At 37.0% G+C, this 16,192-nt stretch carries 19 protein-coding genes and 1 tRNA gene; 15 read left to right on the top strand and 5 right to left on the bottom strand.

The features are described from left to right. Nucleotides 1-424: 424 nt before the first annotated feature. From RM706_RS02815 to trxA, 6 genes are all read left to right on the top strand, one after another. Complete coding sequence (locus RM706_RS02815; protein WP_311349503.1) at nt 425-1,234, top strand: LytR/AlgR family response regulator transcription factor; 810 nt, start codon at nt 425-427, stop codon at nt 1,232-1,234. Between the two features lie 109 nt (nt 1,235-1,343). Next, complete coding sequence (locus RM706_RS02810) at nt 1,344-1,976, top strand: Crp/Fnr family transcriptional regulator (RefSeq protein WP_311350448.1); 633 nt, start codon at nt 1,344-1,346, stop codon at nt 1,974-1,976. 33 nt (nt 1,977-2,009) lie between these two features. Further along, on the top strand, nt 2,010-3,749 hold the full coding sequence (locus tag RM706_RS02805) for a SulP family inorganic anion transporter (protein WP_311349502.1): 1,740 nt from the start codon (nt 2,010-2,012) through the stop codon (nt 3,747-3,749). 61 nt (nt 3,750-3,810) lie between these two features. Then, nucleotides 3,811-5,220, top strand: coding sequence for an MBL fold metallo-hydrolase (locus RM706_RS02800; RefSeq protein ID WP_311349501.1), 1,410 nt, complete (start codon nt 3,811-3,813; stop codon nt 5,218-5,220). Nucleotides 5,221-5,227: 7 nt separating this feature from the next. Next, complete coding sequence (locus tag RM706_RS02795) at nt 5,228-5,626, top strand: rhodanese-like domain-containing protein (protein WP_311349500.1); 399 nt, start codon at nt 5,228-5,230, stop codon at nt 5,624-5,626. A 4-nt stretch (nt 5,627-5,630) separates the two neighbouring features. Beyond that, on the top strand, nt 5,631-5,882 hold the full coding sequence (gene trxA / locus RM706_RS02790) for a thioredoxin (RefSeq protein ID WP_311349499.1): 252 nt from the start codon (nt 5,631-5,633) through the stop codon (nt 5,880-5,882). 48 nt (nt 5,883-5,930) lie between these two features. Here trxA and RM706_RS02785 read toward each other — a convergent pair whose 3' ends face one another. The 3 genes from RM706_RS02785 to RM706_RS02775 are packed head-to-tail and all read right to left on the bottom strand — an operon-like array spanning nt 5,931 to nt 8,491. Beyond that, nucleotides 5,931-6,803 carry a sterol desaturase family protein gene (locus RM706_RS02785; protein WP_311349498.1) on the bottom strand — a complete coding sequence of 291 codons (873 nt, stop codon included), beginning with the start codon at nt 6,801-6,803 and terminating at the stop codon, nt 5,931-5,933. Between the two features lie 6 nt (nt 6,804-6,809). Then, a complete protein-coding gene (locus RM706_RS02780; RefSeq protein WP_311349497.1) occupies nt 6,810-7,268 on the bottom strand; it encodes a monoheme cytochrome C in 459 nt (152 codons plus the stop codon). Between the two features lie 2 nt (nt 7,269-7,270). After that, on the bottom strand, nt 7,271-8,491 hold the full coding sequence (locus RM706_RS02775; RefSeq protein WP_311349496.1) for a sulfite oxidase: 1,221 nt from the start codon (nt 8,489-8,491) through the stop codon (nt 7,271-7,273). Nucleotides 8,492-8,687: 196 nt separating this feature from the next. Here RM706_RS02775 and RM706_RS02770 point away from each other — a divergent pair, with 196 nt between their 5' ends. From RM706_RS02770 to RM706_RS02740, 7 genes are all read left to right on the top strand, one after another. Continuing rightward, entirely contained in the window at nt 8,688-8,894 is a 207-nt protein-coding gene (locus tag RM706_RS02770; RefSeq protein ID WP_311349495.1) for a YgaP family membrane protein, read from the top strand. Between the two features lie 65 nt (nt 8,895-8,959). Then, nucleotides 8,960-9,517, top strand: a complete 558-nt coding sequence (locus RM706_RS02765; RefSeq protein ID WP_311349494.1) for a YeeE/YedE family protein — start codon at nt 8,960-8,962, stop codon at nt 9,515-9,517. Nucleotides 9,518-9,520: 3 nt separating this feature from the next. Further along, nucleotides 9,521-9,934, top strand: a complete 414-nt coding sequence (locus tag RM706_RS02760; RefSeq protein ID WP_311349493.1) for a YeeE/YedE family protein — start codon at nt 9,521-9,523, stop codon at nt 9,932-9,934. A 144-nt stretch (nt 9,935-10,078) separates the two neighbouring features. Further along, the gene (locus RM706_RS02755) at nt 10,079-10,477 is read left to right on the top strand and encodes a response regulator (protein WP_311349492.1); all 399 of its coding nucleotides are present in this window, start codon (nt 10,079-10,081) and stop codon (nt 10,475-10,477) included. A gap of 572 nt (nt 10,478-11,049) precedes the next feature. After that, on the top strand, nt 11,050-11,751 hold the full coding sequence (locus RM706_RS02750) for a helix-turn-helix domain-containing protein (protein ID WP_311349491.1): 702 nt from the start codon (nt 11,050-11,052) through the stop codon (nt 11,749-11,751). 96 nt (nt 11,752-11,847) lie between these two features. After that, nucleotides 11,848-13,197, top strand: coding sequence for a serine hydrolase domain-containing protein (locus tag RM706_RS02745; RefSeq protein WP_311349490.1), 1,350 nt, complete (start codon nt 11,848-11,850; stop codon nt 13,195-13,197). A 73-nt stretch (nt 13,198-13,270) separates the two neighbouring features. Then, complete coding sequence (locus tag RM706_RS02740; protein ID WP_311349489.1) at nt 13,271-13,939, top strand: DUF1028 domain-containing protein; 669 nt, start codon at nt 13,271-13,273, stop codon at nt 13,937-13,939. Nucleotides 13,940-14,208: 269 nt separating this feature from the next. Here the strand turns inward: RM706_RS02740 and RM706_RS02735 are convergent. Continuing rightward, nucleotides 14,209-14,280 (bottom strand) — tRNA-Arg (locus RM706_RS02735). A gap of 91 nt (nt 14,281-14,371) precedes the next feature. Between RM706_RS02735 and RM706_RS02730 the strand changes: the two genes are divergently transcribed. Both RM706_RS02730 and moaC read left to right on the top strand, forming a co-directional pair. After that, nucleotides 14,372-14,812 carry a molybdenum cofactor biosynthesis protein MoaE gene (locus tag RM706_RS02730; protein ID WP_311349488.1) on the top strand — a complete coding sequence of 147 codons (441 nt, stop codon included), beginning with the start codon at nt 14,372-14,374 and terminating at the stop codon, nt 14,810-14,812. 3 nt (nt 14,813-14,815) lie between these two features. Continuing rightward, a complete protein-coding gene (moaC, locus tag RM706_RS02725) occupies nt 14,816-15,241 on the top strand; it encodes a cyclic pyranopterin monophosphate synthase MoaC (protein ID WP_311349487.1) in 426 nt (141 codons plus the stop codon). Here the strand turns inward: moaC and RM706_RS02720 are convergent, their stop codons facing one another. After that, complete coding sequence (locus RM706_RS02720) at nt 15,242-16,183, bottom strand: NAD-dependent epimerase/dehydratase family protein (RefSeq protein WP_311349486.1); 942 nt, start codon at nt 16,181-16,183, stop codon at nt 15,242-15,244. It abuts the gene before it with no gap. Nucleotides 16,184-16,192: the final 9 nt, after the last annotated feature.

Here is a 16,192-nt window from a genome sequence, read left to right as displayed (position 1 = left end):
TAAGCTCTTTATCACTTAAAAGGGAGCTATACTTAGATATTTTTTGTCTTATTGGTAAGGATGTGATTTTTATAGTACAGGCATAATGCTTCACATATAGCTTTCCGACCGTTTTTAAATCAATCATAAAAGATATTAGCGCAACGGATAAACACAACATAGAAGTAACAATTGACTTTCTCATACTATTATATAGCACGATAAATTTATCTATTCGTTACATCTAAATGGTTGAAATTCTGTGAACTGGGTAAGAAATATGGTTGAATAAGGCAAGAAATAGAAAGAAGTCTTTGTTACAAGTATTCACTTTGTTCGTTATTAAACTATGTACCTTCAACTAAATCCGACCATACTATTTTCAAAAGGATATAAGCCCAATAAAGAATTATTAGTTCAAATTCTTTTATGGGTTATTTATTTCATGACAATTAATGTCAATTGGACATCTAGTTGGGTCGCAGAAAAATTCTTACCAGAATCGGTTGCTCCTCATATTGCAATTGCGTTTCCTTTAATATTTATTGGAAATGCATTTTGGCTTTTACCTAAATATTTTAATAAGAGAGGATGGCCATATTACCTGGTAATTTTAATTGGGTCAATTACTTTGTTTGAACTTATTAGGGCTTTTATTTTTTCGCTTCTTATTGCCTTGCAAAGTCCATTTATTCTAAAATTTACTTCAGAGTTTTTAGGAGATAATAGTTTGATTTTTGGCCCATTAAATGTCATGATACTAAATGCATTTTTTTGGTCATTTGTTTATAGGTTTTTTTGGGATTGGTGGATTAATCATGAGCGGGTTTTCAAACTTAAAAAAGAAAATCAGATACTTCAATCAAAAATATCTGAGTCTCATATAATAAGTAATAGATTAACAAAGCATAGTATGCAAGAAACATTTTTAATTAAAAAAAGCAAAAGTGTTTTTATACTTAAAACAGTAAATGTAGTTTGTTTTCAGGCCCAGGGAGACTTTATTGTCGCAATTGATGATGATAATCGTAGACACATTATAAACACATCACTTAAAAACATAAAATCAAAGCTTAATGAAAATTCTTTTTTTCAAATTAACCGCAGTGAGATAGTGAATATAAATTTTATAAAAGAATATACCCCTCATATTAAGAATAGACTCAAAATTTCAACTATTCTTCCAGGAAAAACCTTCTATAGTTCAAATAGAAGAACACCAGAATTCAGAAAATGGGTGAGTTCAACAAATTAGCCTCTATAACTTATTAATCGAAGACATACGATTAGCAAACTTTAGTTTTTAACTTTAAAACCTATTCTATATCGGTGGTAGAGATTAAGAATTAATACTTTTACATATGATGCTAAATAGTCTTCAATCAAGTTTCGGAACCATTTTTGAACCTGATCTTTTTGCAGAAATAGCTGAAGTCGGAAACTTGACAAAAGTATCTGAAGGAGAAAAAATTATTGAAATAGGTCAGTACGTCAGGGGAATGCCCCTACTACTTTCTGGAGCTATCAAAATTTTACGCGAAGATGATGAAGGCGATGAGTTATTGCTTTACTACTTAGAAAGAGGCGATACCTGCAGTATGACTATGGCCTGTTGTTTAGGAGACACCCAAAGTGAGATTCGAGCAATTGCAGAAACGGATGTCGAATTAGTAATGCTGCCTGTAAGAAAGATGGAAGAGTGGACGGCCAAATACAGATCGTGGAGAAACTTTGTTTTCGACAGTTATCATAATCGATTGAATGAATTGTTGACAACCGTGGACAGTATTGCTTTTAAGAACATGGATCAGCGTTTGGTCGAATATCTTGAAGAGAAGTCAAGAATTTCTAGTTCTAAAATCATTGTGAATACCCATCAAGAGATTGCTGATGATCTGCACAGTTCACGAGTGGTTATTTCTAGGTTGTTGAAAAAATTAGAACACCTAGGTAAAATTAAAATACACCGCAATCAAATTAAGCTTATCAATTTTTAAGCTCTGCAACCAAGGATACATTCGAAACCGCAAATGCATAGTATCTTTGTGTACATGCTAAAACGCTATTTTCCAATTTTAGAGTGGTTGCCCAAGTATAAGAAATCGTATTTGGCTGGAGATTTCTCTGCAGGAATTACTGTTGGAATCATGTTGATTCCGCAAGGAATGGCATATGCACTTATTGCGGGATTACCCCCAATTTATGGGCTTTATGCCGCATTAGTTCCCAATCTCATTTATGTTTTTACAGGTTCAAGTAGAAAATTGGCCGTTGGTCCTGTCGCGCTCGATTCTTTAATTGTTGCTTCGAGCTTAGCTGCAATGAAAATTGCGAATGTTACAGATTACATCAGCATGGCTATCTTTTTAGCATTGTTTGTTGGGGTTATTCAATTGGTGATGGGCTTCATGCGCTTAGGATTTTTATCTAATTTTTTGTCACGCCCTGTAGTAAGCGGATTCACCTCGGCTGCGGCATTGGTGATTGGAGTAAGTCAGTTGAAACATTTTTTTGGACTCGAAATTAGCACGAATAATACGGTGAAAACACTTCAAGCTATTTTTAGTCAAATCAGTGAAACTAATTTTTATGACTTGACTATTGGTGTTGCTGCTGTTCTGGTCATTTTAGGATTGAAAAAATTACACCGAAAACTTCCTGCAGCCATGGTAGTTGTTATTCTTGCTATTGTCGGTATTTATCTATTTATGGTCAATGATACCGATGTACATATTGTTGGGCAAATACCTCAAGGCTTGCCAGCATTTTTAATACCAGAATTGAATGTCGATATGATGGTCCGGGCATTTCCGACGGCGATGGCATTAGCATTTATTGCATTTGCGGAAGCTATGACCATTGCTAAGGCAGTTGAAGATAAAAGTCAAGAATATTTTACAGAGCCCAATCAAGAACTTCGTGCTTTGGGACTTTCAAATATTATAGGTTCTTTTTTTCAATCATTTCCAGCAAATGCAGGACTGTCTAGAACTGCAGTAAATGTTGATGAAGGGGCGAAGACAGGAATTGCTTCTTTGATAAGTGTGGTTGTTGTAGGCGTTACGTTGCTCTTTTTAACTCCATTTTTTTATTACTTGCCTAAATCGGTCTTAGGAGCCATTATTATACTGGCCGTTTATGGACTTATTGATTTAAAATACCCAAAGCAATTGTGGGCCCAGCGTAAAGATGAGTTTTATCTGTTTCTAGTAACTTTTTTAACCACTCTTCTCATCGGAATTTCTCAAGGAATCATTTTTGGAGTCTTATTTTCACTTTTGTTATTGGTATACAGAATTTCTAGACCGCATATTGCTGTATTAGGTAAAATAAAAGGGATGGAATACTTTAAGAATCTAAAACGATTTCCTGAAGATGTAGAAGTGCATGATGAGATTTTAATGATACGATTTGATGCGCAACTGTTTTTTGCCAATGTCCAGTATTTCAAAAGTCAGTTGATGAAAGAAGTTTCATTAAAAGGCGATGGTTTAAAATATGTGATTTTAAATGCAGAACCGGTAAACTATATTGACAATACGGCTTTAAACCAATTAGAAAAAACTGTAGAAAATTTGAAAGAAGCAGGAATTGTTTTTAAAATCGCTGGTGCTATTGGTCCGATTAGGGATATCCTTCAAAAGAGCGGTTTTTTAAATGTGATTGGAAAAGAAAACGTATACGTTCGCACAGCCGAAGCTTATGAAGATTGTTTAAAAAAAATGGAAAGGACAGCTTTACAAGAAAAAGTTTCACTGCAATATAAGTAGTGTAACATAGGTTGCAAGAAATTACATTGACAATCAATAAATTTGACAAGAAATTGACGAGATGAATATTGAACAAATATATACCGGATGCTTGGCTCAAGGAGCATACTACATTGAAAGTGAAGGCGAAGTTGCCATTATTGACCCTTTGAGAGAGGTTGAGCCCTATTTGGAAAGGGCCGCTCGAGATAACGCCAAAATCAAATATATTTTTGAAACACATTTTCACGCCGATTTTGTTAGTGGTCATGTGACGCTAGCAAAAGAGACTGGCGCAACCATTGTATACGGACCAAATGCGAATCCTTCTTATGAAGTTTTGGTAGCAAAAGATGAGCAAGAATTTCAATTGGGGAAACTGACCATTAAAGTTTTGCACACTCCTGGTCATACCATGGAAAGTACCACCTATCTTTTAAGGGATGAAAATGGAAGGGACCATGCAATTTTTAGCGGAGACACCTTGTTTTTGGGTGATGTGGGTCGTCCAGATTTAGCACAGAAAGCAGCTTCCATGACTCAAGAAGATTTGGCTGGTCTGCTCTTCGATAGTTTGCGAACCAAAATCATGCCTTTAGCCGATGATGTAATTGTCTACCCTGCTCATGGCGCAGGTTCCGCCTGTGGTAAAAATATGATGAAAGAGACAGTCGACACACTGGGCAATCAGAAACAAATGAACTACGCCTTACGCGCCAATATGACCAAAGAGGAATTTGTAGCTGAGGTAACGGACGGACTTTTGCCACCCCCGCAATACTTCCCCTTGAATGTTAAAATGAATAAGGAAGGTTATGACGACATTCATGAGGTAATTGAGCGAGGGGTCACAGCGCTTACACCAGAAGCTTTTGAAACGGCGGCTAATGAAACCGGAGCAGTAGTTTTAGACGTGCGCCATCAAGATGATTTTGCAAAAGCTCATATTCCGAGATCAATTTTTATAGGATTAAAGGGAAGCTTCGCTCCTTGGGTAGGTGCTTTAATAGCTGATGTAAAACAACCCATACTTTTGGTTGCTGATGCTGGTAAAGAAGAAGAAGCCATAACCAGATTAAGCCGTGTTGGTTTTGATGGTACTTTAGGATATTTAGAGGGTAGCATTGAAGCATGGAAAAAATCAGGTAAAGAAGTGGATGCCGTAAAAAGTATTTCTGCCGAGGTCTTTAAAGAAAGGTTAGAAGTTGAAATTCCCGTTTTTGACGTTAGAAAAGAATCTGAATTTAGTGCAGAGCATATTGAAAATGCAAGCCTGACCCCACTGGATTTTTTAAATGACCATTTGGCCCAATTTCCAGAGAAAGAAACTTTTTACGTGCATTGCGCTGGAGGTTATCGTAGTATGATTGCCGCTTCTATTCTTAAGAGTCGTGGTATTCATAATTTAGTGGATGTAGCTGGTGGTTTTGGTGCTATTAAAAAGGCGGGCATACTGGTTACTGATTTTGTTTGTCCAACGACTTTAAAATAAAACTTTAATGAGATCATTATTAACCGTTATTAGTTTGGTAGTGTTCTTTAGCTGTGCACTTTCTTGTCAAGAGCAACCTAAAAAGCAAGTGAATAAAGAAAGTATTATTGTCATCAATAAGGCCATGCTTAAAGCTGAGGTCATTGGTAAGAAAGTGCAGCTTGTTGATGTTCGTACACCAGAAGAATACGAAGCTGGTCATATAGGTAATGCTGTAAATTATAATATCATTAATAGCGAAAGTTTTTTGAAACAAATTGATCACTTAGATAAAGATGCGCCAATTTATTTATATTGTAAAATGGGTGGGCGAAGTAATAGAGCCGCGAAACTGCTTGAAGAGAATGGTTTTACTAAACTGTACGACTATTCTGGCGGTTATAATGATTGGGTAACGGAAGATTAAGATTATGGCAAGTTTTGAAGATATAATCTCTGATGAAAGGCCAGTCTTAATTGACTTTTATGCTACATGGTGCGGACCTTGTAAAACAATGATGCCTATTTTGGCTGATGTAAAAGCAAAATTAGGTGATACGGCTAAAATTGTTAAAATTGATGTTGACAAAAATCAAGCCTTGGCTTCAAAATATAAGGTTCGGGGGGTTCCAACATTTATGCTGTTTAAGGGAGGAAAACAAGTATGGAGGCAATCGGTGTAATACAGGCGAACGAATTGATAAGTCAAATATTAGCGTAACGAATCCGGTTTAATCTCCTTTTTTGAAGCCATAAAATAGTTGCCTCAAAAAGCTTGTTGGCATTTGATTATCACCTTGATAGCCTAAGGGTATTGTACCGCTATCTTCAGGCACGTAATGCGTGCTAAAAAGATAATCCCATAAGCTAAGGCTTATTCCAAAATTCACGCCAAATTTTCCTTTAGGAAGTTGATAAGCGTGATGGTATAAATGCATCACCGGGTTATTAAATACATATTTTAATGGGCCGTAGGTGAGTTTAATATTGGCATGGTTCAAATGGCCAATTGTGATAGCTGCAAAATGAACTATATAGGCTTGTTCTGGTTCAAATCCGCCAAGCAACATTACACCAAAGGTTTTTAAGGGTTTGTACAAAATGTTTTCCATCCAATGGTAGCGAAGGTGGGCGGCAAACCCCATTTCTTTTACACTATGGTGAATTTTATGAAATTGCCATAGTACAGGAAACTTATGCAGCATGATATGGGTGAACCATTGCACAAAATCAAGAATGATAAAGAAGACCAATAATTGAGCCCATTGTGGCCAAGCAGAAAAATCAAGAATCGCCAAACTCGTTGCTGTAATGCCGAAATCGTTAAAAATAGCTTCTAGAGCTTTGTAAACTCCATTGATGATTAAGGCAAAAAGAAAGAAGTTAAAGAACATATAGAAGGCATCTAACCAAAAGTCTTTTCTAAAGACAGACTGTTCTTTTCGCCATGGAAAAATAATTTCTAAGCTCCATATAACAAGAGAGATAACAATCAAACCCCAAAAATAATTGGTGTACCAAGGCGCCTCAAAAACAATGGATTTCCATGTCCAATTAACCGTTCCTAAAAACCCAGAGGTGAATGCATCTAGATATTTTTCCATTTTAAATTACTTCAGTTCATACCATTCAACAACCTCAAGATTTGCTCTTCGTCCTTTGGCTTCCGGCGCATAATTTTTAGCTAGATAACTCACTATTTTGGCTTCATTTGGCCCTAAGTCCCAAAGGTTTTGAGTTTCCTGCATCCATTTTATGGTCGCTTTCCAACCCTCTTCACTCATTTTGTTTTGAGTGACCAATTTGGCTGAGTGACAACTGGTACAATTTTGAATCACTAAATCCATATGCTCATCATCAATAAACCCGGTTTGCACATGAATACCATTTTCAATTTGGTCGTTTTCTTCTTTAGAAATTTCAACCAATTCTTCTTCAAGTTCTGGTTGTAAAAAACTAGGGTTATTTTTTAAATAGAATAATCCAACAAACAGTATAAAAATCAGCACTAAAAAAATACTCAATACACCACTAAGCAGCTTTACCTGTTTTTGAAAATTGTTTTTCATCTTTAAACAACTTTAATGGCAATTCGATGGCAAGCATTATTTAAATATCCTTTTGGATTCCATCCGGGCAAAACCATAGGCTGACTTTTTCCATTTTCATCGGTTGCCCTTGCCCAAATTTCATAATATCCTTTTTTTGGAAAATCGATGGCGACCTTAAAGTGTTGCCATGCCAATCGATTCATAGGCTGCTCTAGGTGGCAAGTTTGCCAAGTACTTCCAAAATCAATGGAGCATTCCATCTTCGAAACCTGTAACTCTCCAGCCCAAGCATGTCCATTTATCGTAACAGTGTTTCTTTTTTTGACAAGTGCCCCACTTTTAGGGGATGTAATCAATGATTTGACGGGCATCGATTCTATAATGCACATATTAGCATCTTCAACCTTACTTCCAGGAGCAACTGTTTCACAGGGAACACGGTAAGAGGTACCGCCCATTTTAGCACCATCGTGAACTTGGTTTCTAACACTTATCGTATGTATCCATTTACCTGATGCAGAAGCTGGCCAGCCCCCACAAACTAATCGCAAAGGAAATCCATGAGCTATGGGAATGGGCTTGCCATTCATTTCAAAAGCCAATAAAGTTTCTTCTTGCATAACTTTTTCGATTGGCACACCGCGAGAAATGGGCTCTTTTTTGGAATCACCACTCAAATGGGTGTCGGCAGCATGATAGCCAATATAAACCGCATCTGATTTTATGCCAACATCTTCCAACACATCTTTCAGGCGAACACCAGTCCAATTAGCACAGGAAACAGCACCGATGGTCCATTGGTTTCCTTTTGCTGGCGGATTAAATTCACTTCGTCCGTTACCCCCGCATTCTAAGGTCAATTGATAGGTATAATTTTTAAACTTAGATTTTAATTCAGCAAGCGAATACTCTTTTTTTTGTTTTACGGATTCCCCATTAATGGTTAATGTCCAAGATTTACCTTCAATCTTTTCAGGAATTTGACCATTGTTGCGAATGAACATAAACTTGTTTGGGGTGACCTTATCGTTCAACAAATGCGCCTGCGCTTCCATATTCCATGGCTTATCATTGAGCAATACCATTTCGCTATCCTTTTGAAACAGTTTAAAAGGGTCTGGGTCTTGTAAACCTAAAGGAATATAGTGCCGTGGCATTTGATTACCAAAGACTAACTTAGTGCCCAAAACTCCAGAAATGGTGGCCAGAGTCAGTTTTGAAGCAAATTTTCTTCGGTTCATGGATTTAAAGTTGAAATTTAAAAATAAGATAAAAATTACGATCCCTATGTAACTAAGGTTACAACTCTTTTGTTTAAAGAACTTTAGATTTGACCATGAAATTAAAAAAGTGGCACAAATTAATATTGATTTGTATCAGCTGTATGGCTTTTATAACTCTTATTGTGGTTACCATTGAAAATTTAAAAAACTAATTATGAAAAAAAATATGGGCGGTGTAGACCGCATTATCCGTTTTGTTATAGCGCTAAGCATTATTACCTTATACTACTTCCAAGTAATTGAGGGCACTTTGGCATACGCATTATTAGCGCTTTCAGGGATATTCATTTTGACCAGTTTTATTAGTATTTGCCCATTGTACCGTATTTTCGGATTGAATACTTGTAAGGTTAAAAATTAATAGGCTTGTAGTCAAAACGATAAGCTTAGATTTATTGTTGACCTTTCTTTGTAAAAATTTCAGGTATGGATAGTATTTTAAAACCTTGGCCATGGTATGTTTCTGGCCCTTTAATTGCCTTTACAATGGCAATTTTAATTATGCTCGGTAAGCGTTTCGGCATGTCTTCTAATCTTAGAACCCTTTGTACTATTGCTGGGGGTGATAAGGCTGCTGAATTTTTCAGATTTGATTGGAAATCGCAACGATGGAATCTCATTGTTATGGTAGGGGTTATTATGGGCGGATTTGTGGCAGTTAATTTTCTCACAATTGATGAGTCGGTTGCGATAAGTACAGAAACCGTTGCCAAATTAAAACAGCTCGGGTTTCATAGTGCAGGCAGCTCTTATATGCCAACTGAGTTTTTTGCCAATGAGGTTTTTTCTGACCCTAAGACGCTATTCATTTTAGTTTTAGGAGGTTTTTTGGTTGGTTTCGGCGCTCGATATGCTGGAGGTTGTACCTCGGGGCATGCAATATCTGGGCTCAGTAATTTACAACTACCTTCTCTAATAGCCGTTATCGGTTTCTTCGCTGGTGGATTGCTTATGATTCATTTTATTTTCCCATTACTATTTTAAGATATGCGAGATTTAATTTATTTGATTGTAGGTATATTTTTTGGAATCGTATTATTTAAATCAGAAGCAGCCTCTTGGTTTCGTATTTATGAGATGTTTCAATTTGACGCTTTTCATATGTACGGTATTATTGGTTCGGCATTGGTTTTAGGGGTTCTATTTACGCAATGGATAAAGAGGGGCAATAAAAAATCGTTATTTGGGGAAGAAATTAAAATCGCGGATAAAGAAAAGTCGATTGCCCGTTATGCTATTGGAGGAATTTTATTTGGGCTGGGCTGGGCTTTAGCTGGTGCCTGCCCAGGGCCCATGTATACGTTGCTTGGCGCAGGGTTTCTTCCCATTCTTGTGGTTATTTTTGGGGCATTGCTAGGTACTTTTGTTTATGGGTTACTAAAAAATAAACTCCCACATTAGCAGTATGACTCAATATTTCGATAGATTTTGACGTTATGCAGAGGCTTTTGACCATAAAACGACATTATTCGTGGCACTGGTCATAAGGTCTTAGTTTTGTAAACTTAATTGTTGATTAGTATTAGTCAGCAAAGCATAATGCGCATGCGAACCACCACTTGGATTATTGATGACGACATGGTCTCACAATTTGCTACTAGGTATTGTCTTCAACAATACGATGAGCAACTTGCGATTGAAACGTTCTCCAATGCAGAAGAAGCCCTAGAGGCAGCATCTTTGCTGGTTGCCAATAAAGAACCTTTGCCGTCACTGATCTTTCTAGACCTTATCATGGATGATATGGATGGATGGCAGTTCCTCGAAAACTTAAAAAAGCTGACCAAAAGAATTTCTTTTCCTAAAATATACGTGTTATCTGCATTTGTAAATGCTAAGGATAGGGCAATAGCTAAAGAACATAAAAAGGTAGCAGGTTATTTTGATAAACCTTTAAGCAGGATTAGTCTGCAGAAGGTTTTTGCTGAGAAAACAAATTTTTAATTGGTAGTCTTGGCAAGAATCAAACTTCTTTCTCAGATACCAAAGTTTATTGAGGTTTTATACTTTTAGGAGATTCTAAAAAACCGCAAGAGCTTTTTATTTACAAATTGTTTTTGTTGAGTGGACGAAAAGTATAAGGTATTAATTGAACTGGTACATTTGGATTGGTGATGGAACAACTCATACAATTTATTCTAATAGCAGGTATTGTATTGAACCTGATTGCGCTGGCCAATCTCTTTAGAAAAAGGAACAAGGCACTACCCCAAAAGGTACTCATTGTTTTTTGGCTTTATATTTTAGTGGTTATTTCCCATTTTTATTTTGGACTTCTTGGCTTAAAATACAGCTATATAATCACATATTTTTTTGAAGATGGGGCTAGATTTTGCATCCCCCCACTGGTATATGTCTATGTGAAATCTATTTTTCTCGACCACAATTTTTTTTTTAGGAAGAATGGCAAACATTTCATGCCTTTTATCATTTATGTTCTATTTTATTCTTTCCCCGAGCTATTAAATAGTTTATCGGGTGAACTCTTGTTCCATTACCCGATAAAAATTTACAATATGATTAATTTGGCCTTGGTCAAAGATGTTTTCGGTATTGTTTATTTTATACTTGCCCTAAAATTGTTTTTTCAATCAAAAAAGAGGATGAAAATCCATTACTCATCCATTACCGAAGAAGGGTTTTCTTGGTTGCTAAAATTCCTGATAAGTTTTCTATTAGTTGTGGTTGTAGATCTCCTCATTACGGTCAATGAGATTTACTTTGGATATGATGTGGAATGGGACGCTTATATTACTCTTGTATTTCTCGTATTGGCCATTGTTTATGTGGGGTACTACGGCTTTTCACAATTGACCGTATTTATCCCAGATCTTGCATTAGATGAAAATACCCATCCGTATGATGTTGTATCCAATAAGGACAAAGAAGAGGCCAATCACTTAAAGGCCCTTATAGAAACCGACAAAACTTTTCTTATTCCCAATCTTACGTTGTCCATGTTGTCCGAAAAAGTAAAGATACACCCGCGAAGATTATCTTTTCTGTTTAACAATGTACTTGGAATCCCTTTCTATGACTTCATTAACGGGTACAGAGTAGAGGAAGCCAAAAGAAGACTGGTATCTACGGATAGTTATAAATATACCATCACAGCTATTGGGCTCAGTTGCGGATTCAATTCCAAGAGCAGTTTTTATAGAATTTTTAAAAACAAGTTAGGGGTTTCGCCATTTCAATATAAAAAAGACAGGCAATAGTCCCATTGCACGCAGTTGGACTCATTATTTGGCCTCTTAGTGTAACATTTATTCAAAACGATAAATCTTTGTCAAGAAACCGATTAAAACTAAAGCATGAAAACTCTCGTCATTTTACTGGTTACAGCTTTACTGGTACTAAGCTGCCAAACACAAAAAGAAAGTACACCATCACCGAGTCCCATACATAGGGCATTGGATTCCCTTGCGTCTGTGCAAAAAGAATCCTATAAACTGCCGGGCCTAGCCGTTGGAATAATAAAAGACGACAGCATAATTTACGCTAAAGGGTTTGGGGTGCGAAGCCTAAACTCTCAGGATGCGATCACTACAAAATCCGTTTTTCATATGGCGTCCGTATCCAAGCCCTTTGCAGCCACGGCCATAATGCAGCTTGTGGAAAAAGGAAAAATAGACTTGGATAAACCCCTAGTGGCCTATCTATCTTATTTTAAAATGAACGACAGTCGTTATAAAGACATAACAATACGCCAAATGCTCAACCATACTTCTGGAATTGCCGATGTAGAGGATTATGAATGGGACAATCCCCAGTACGACGCTGCTGCCGCTGAAAAGTATATCCGCCAGTTTTCTGCTGATTCTTTAGACTTTGCCCCCGGCACAAGTTATGATTACAGTAATGCCGCCTTTGATATACTGGCCGATGTCATTGCCAAAGTCTCCGGGTCTACTTTTGAGGACTATATGAAAAAACACATTTTTGAACCTGCGGGCATGATCAATAGCACGTTTTACAAACCAGATGTTCCTGAGGAACTTGCAACCAAACCCCATGTTTTGGGCCCTACTTTTAAAATGGAAGAAAGTTCTATTTATCCGTATAACAGAATACATGCCCCTAGTTCTACATTGCAATCCAATGTTGAGGATATGATGAAATGGGCACAATTGTATTTGAATAAAGGGAAGATTAAGGGCAAACAACTATTTAACGAAAGCAGCTATGAGCAACTCATCAATCCACAAGTTAGCATTGGTAACAAAGACAGTATTTGTCTTAGTTGGTTTTCAAGGTCATTGGGTGATTATAAAAAGTATGAACACAATGGGGGTGATGACGGTTTTAAAGCCCATTTTGCCTTTTTACCAGAAAAATCTATGGCTATTGTGGTGATGACCAATGGAGATTACTTTCCAAGTTGGATTTCTGCCGACACTTTTTTGGAATTGGTTTTAGATGAAAAGCCCTTACTTCCATGGGCAATCCCTATTCATTTGAAGTTAAGCGAACATATCTTAACCGATGGCGTAGAAGAGTGCAAAGAGATTTATTTCCATGAAAAAGAAAACAACCCCGAGCAATATCTTTTCATGCCTTGGTGTTTGGTAGAATTCAAATATTGGCTGCTTGACCGGAATTATCAAGAAGAAGCCTTGGCCATTGAAAAGTTTAGCGAAGAATTGAATAATATGGGAGAGTGACAATTTTTTGAAAATAGATTCCTTACAAAATTCTAAACCTATGAGAAAAATTAAAATACTTTGCGCTGTCCTTTTGATACTGCTTTTTTATGCAAACAGTTACGCCACTTGGTCAATAATAGCCGTCGACAGAAAAACAGGAGAAATTGGTATCGCAGGAGCTTCCTGCACGTTTGACGTTTCTGGAATAGCCTCAATAGAACCAGGAAAAGGAGCCATTGTAGTACAGGCGGCCAGTAATTATTTTGCTAGAATGGAAGGTGTTTCACTCTTGGAGAACAATGCTTCAATCCAAGAAATATTGGACGCCATGATGGCAGATCGCTTTGATCCGGAACGACAACAATATGGTGTTATACTATTAAAAGATGGGACAAGCCCCCTGGTCTATTCCGGTACTGAAATTAAGGATTGGAACGGTGAAATGATAGATGATGATTTTGCAGTTATGGGCAATATCCTTCTCGGAGAGCAAGTGGTGAAAAAAGCATTCGAAGCTTTTAACCAAAACAGGGACAAATCTTTAGCTGAGCGACTTGTGATTGCGTTAAAAGCCGGCGAAGAATCAGGTGGGGACGCCCGCTGTGGAAATCAATATGCACGTTCCGCCTTCATAATGATATATCAGCCTGTTCATGGGGCAATTTTGAAACTGGCCGTTCAGGGAATTGAAAAAGGGAAAAAACCGGCTGTAGGCCTATTGAATGAACAATTCAAACTTTGGTACAAAACGGAAGAGTAAACATGGTGGGCTATGAGCTAAGTAAACATATAAATATCAACTACACGGTATAATAACAGTTTATGAAATTCGAGTGCTAAAAAGTGTTGACGATTTGTGAACTTTTAAGCCACCTATCAAAGCATTTTCGATTGATATCATAAAAATCTTAAATACTAATCTTCAATAATTTTCATATTTATTGAATCACTTGGGCTGCGATCAGTATAAACCTCGATTCAAAAGCTTTGCTTTTAACATACTACATAGGTTTCTGCATTCCTATTTTGTAGCCCCGGCAAGAATCGAACTTGCATCTAAAGTTTAGGAAACTTCTATTCTATCCATTGAACTACGGGGCCAGAATTTAAAGAGGATAAATTTAATATTTTTACCGTATTAGAAAAGTACGAAGTTTTAATTCTTCCTTACCTTAGTTTGAAACTTCCGCAGATGGAAAAGAAAATTAAAAATGTTTTTATTGAAGGGCCGATAACCCCAGAATTTATTGCAAATTCTATTCAGAAACACCAATCAAAGACCACTATTGGCGCCCATGATATTTTTTTAGGTCAAGTACGGGCTGACGAAATTGAAGGCAAAAAAGTAGGTGCTATTGAATACACTGCGTATGAAAGTATGGCCAACCAAAAATTTCATGAAATACGAGAAGCAACTTTTTCAAAATTTGATTTAAGCTGTATGCATATTTATCATAGTCTAGGTCAAGTTGCTGTTGGAGAAATTTGTTTGTTTGTTTTTGTTTCATCTCCACACCGGGCAGCAGTTTTTGAAGCGTTGCATCACGTAGTTGAAGAGATAAAAAAAGAAGTCCCGGTTTTTGGTAAAGAATTGTTTGAAGACGAATCTTATCAATGGAAAGTAAATACATAAATCATGGTTGACATCACCCAAAAAGAAAATTCACACCGAACGGCTATTGCGCAGGCTATTGTAAATGTTGGTTCACAGAAAACCATAACGGCTATAGAAGAGAAAACAGTGCCCAAAGGTGACGTGTTTGCGATGAGTAAGGCAGCAGGATTTTTGGGGCTAAAAAAAACACCCGAACTCTTGCCAGATTGTCATCCGCTACCCATTGAATTTGCTGGAATCGAATATGAAATTGAAGGCTTGAAAATAATTGTAAAAGTAACGGTAAAGACGTTTTACAAAACGGGAGTGGAGGTAGAGGCCATGCATGGGGCAAGTGTGGTGGCACTTAATATGTATGATATGCTAAAACCTATTGATAAAAATATCGAAATTCAGCAGATAAAGTTGTTGAAAAAGACAGGGGGAAAGTCAGACATTAATAACTAACTACTTACTCAAATTTTCCAACATCTCCATAGTAGTCTTCTCTAAGTTAAATTCAGGTGCCCACCACCAATCTTCTACGGCCTTTGAGTCGTCAATACTACTGGGCCACGAGTTAGCAATTTGCTGCCTAAAATCTGGATTATAGAACATCTCAAAATCAGGAAAATGGTTTTTAATACTTTCGGCAATTTCTTCTGGGGCAAAACTCATGGCTGACAAATTATAGGAAGAACGAATACTCAGTTTTTCCGGTTTAACCTCCATAATTGAGATGGTTGCTCTAATGGCATCATCCATGAACATCATGGGTAATTTTGTTCCTTTAGCCAGAAAGCTTTTGTACCTGCCATTTTTTATAGCTTCATGGTAGATTTCTACGGCATAATCTGTGGTGCCCCCACCCGGTTGTGTTTTCCAACTTATCAACCCTGGATAACGAATGCTTCGTACATCTACGCCAAACTTTTTGAAGTAATATTCACACCATCGTTCTCCAGACTGTTTGCTAATACCATAAACGGTGCTAGGTTCCATTAGGGTATGTTGTGGCGTTTCATCTTTAGGTGTATTAGGACCAAAAACAGCAATGCTAGATGGCCAGAATATTTTATCTATTTTCTTTTCTTTGGCAAGGTTGAGCACATTGAACAATGAATTCATATTAAGATTCCAAGCTCGCATAGGAAACTTTTCTGCCGTTGCACTGAGCATCGCCGCCATTAAATAAATCTCTTCAATCTCATAATGCATGACCACATCTTCTATAGCTTCATAATTTGTGGCATCTAAAAGCTCAAAAGGTCCTGAATCCATTAAACCATCGCTACCTTCTCGAATATCACTGGCAATCACAGAATCATTGCCATATTGTTCACGTAATGCCATGGTCAGTTCTGTGCCTATTTGCCCACAGGCACCTATGATAAGAATAGATTTTTGCATTTAAAAGAA

It is taken from the genome of Croceitalea rosinachiae, from assembly GCF_031846445.1.
GTDB lineage: Bacteria > Bacteroidota > Bacteroidia > Flavobacteriales > Flavobacteriaceae > Croceitalea > Croceitalea rosinachiae.
This window is presented reverse-complemented; position numbering and strand designations above follow the sequence as displayed.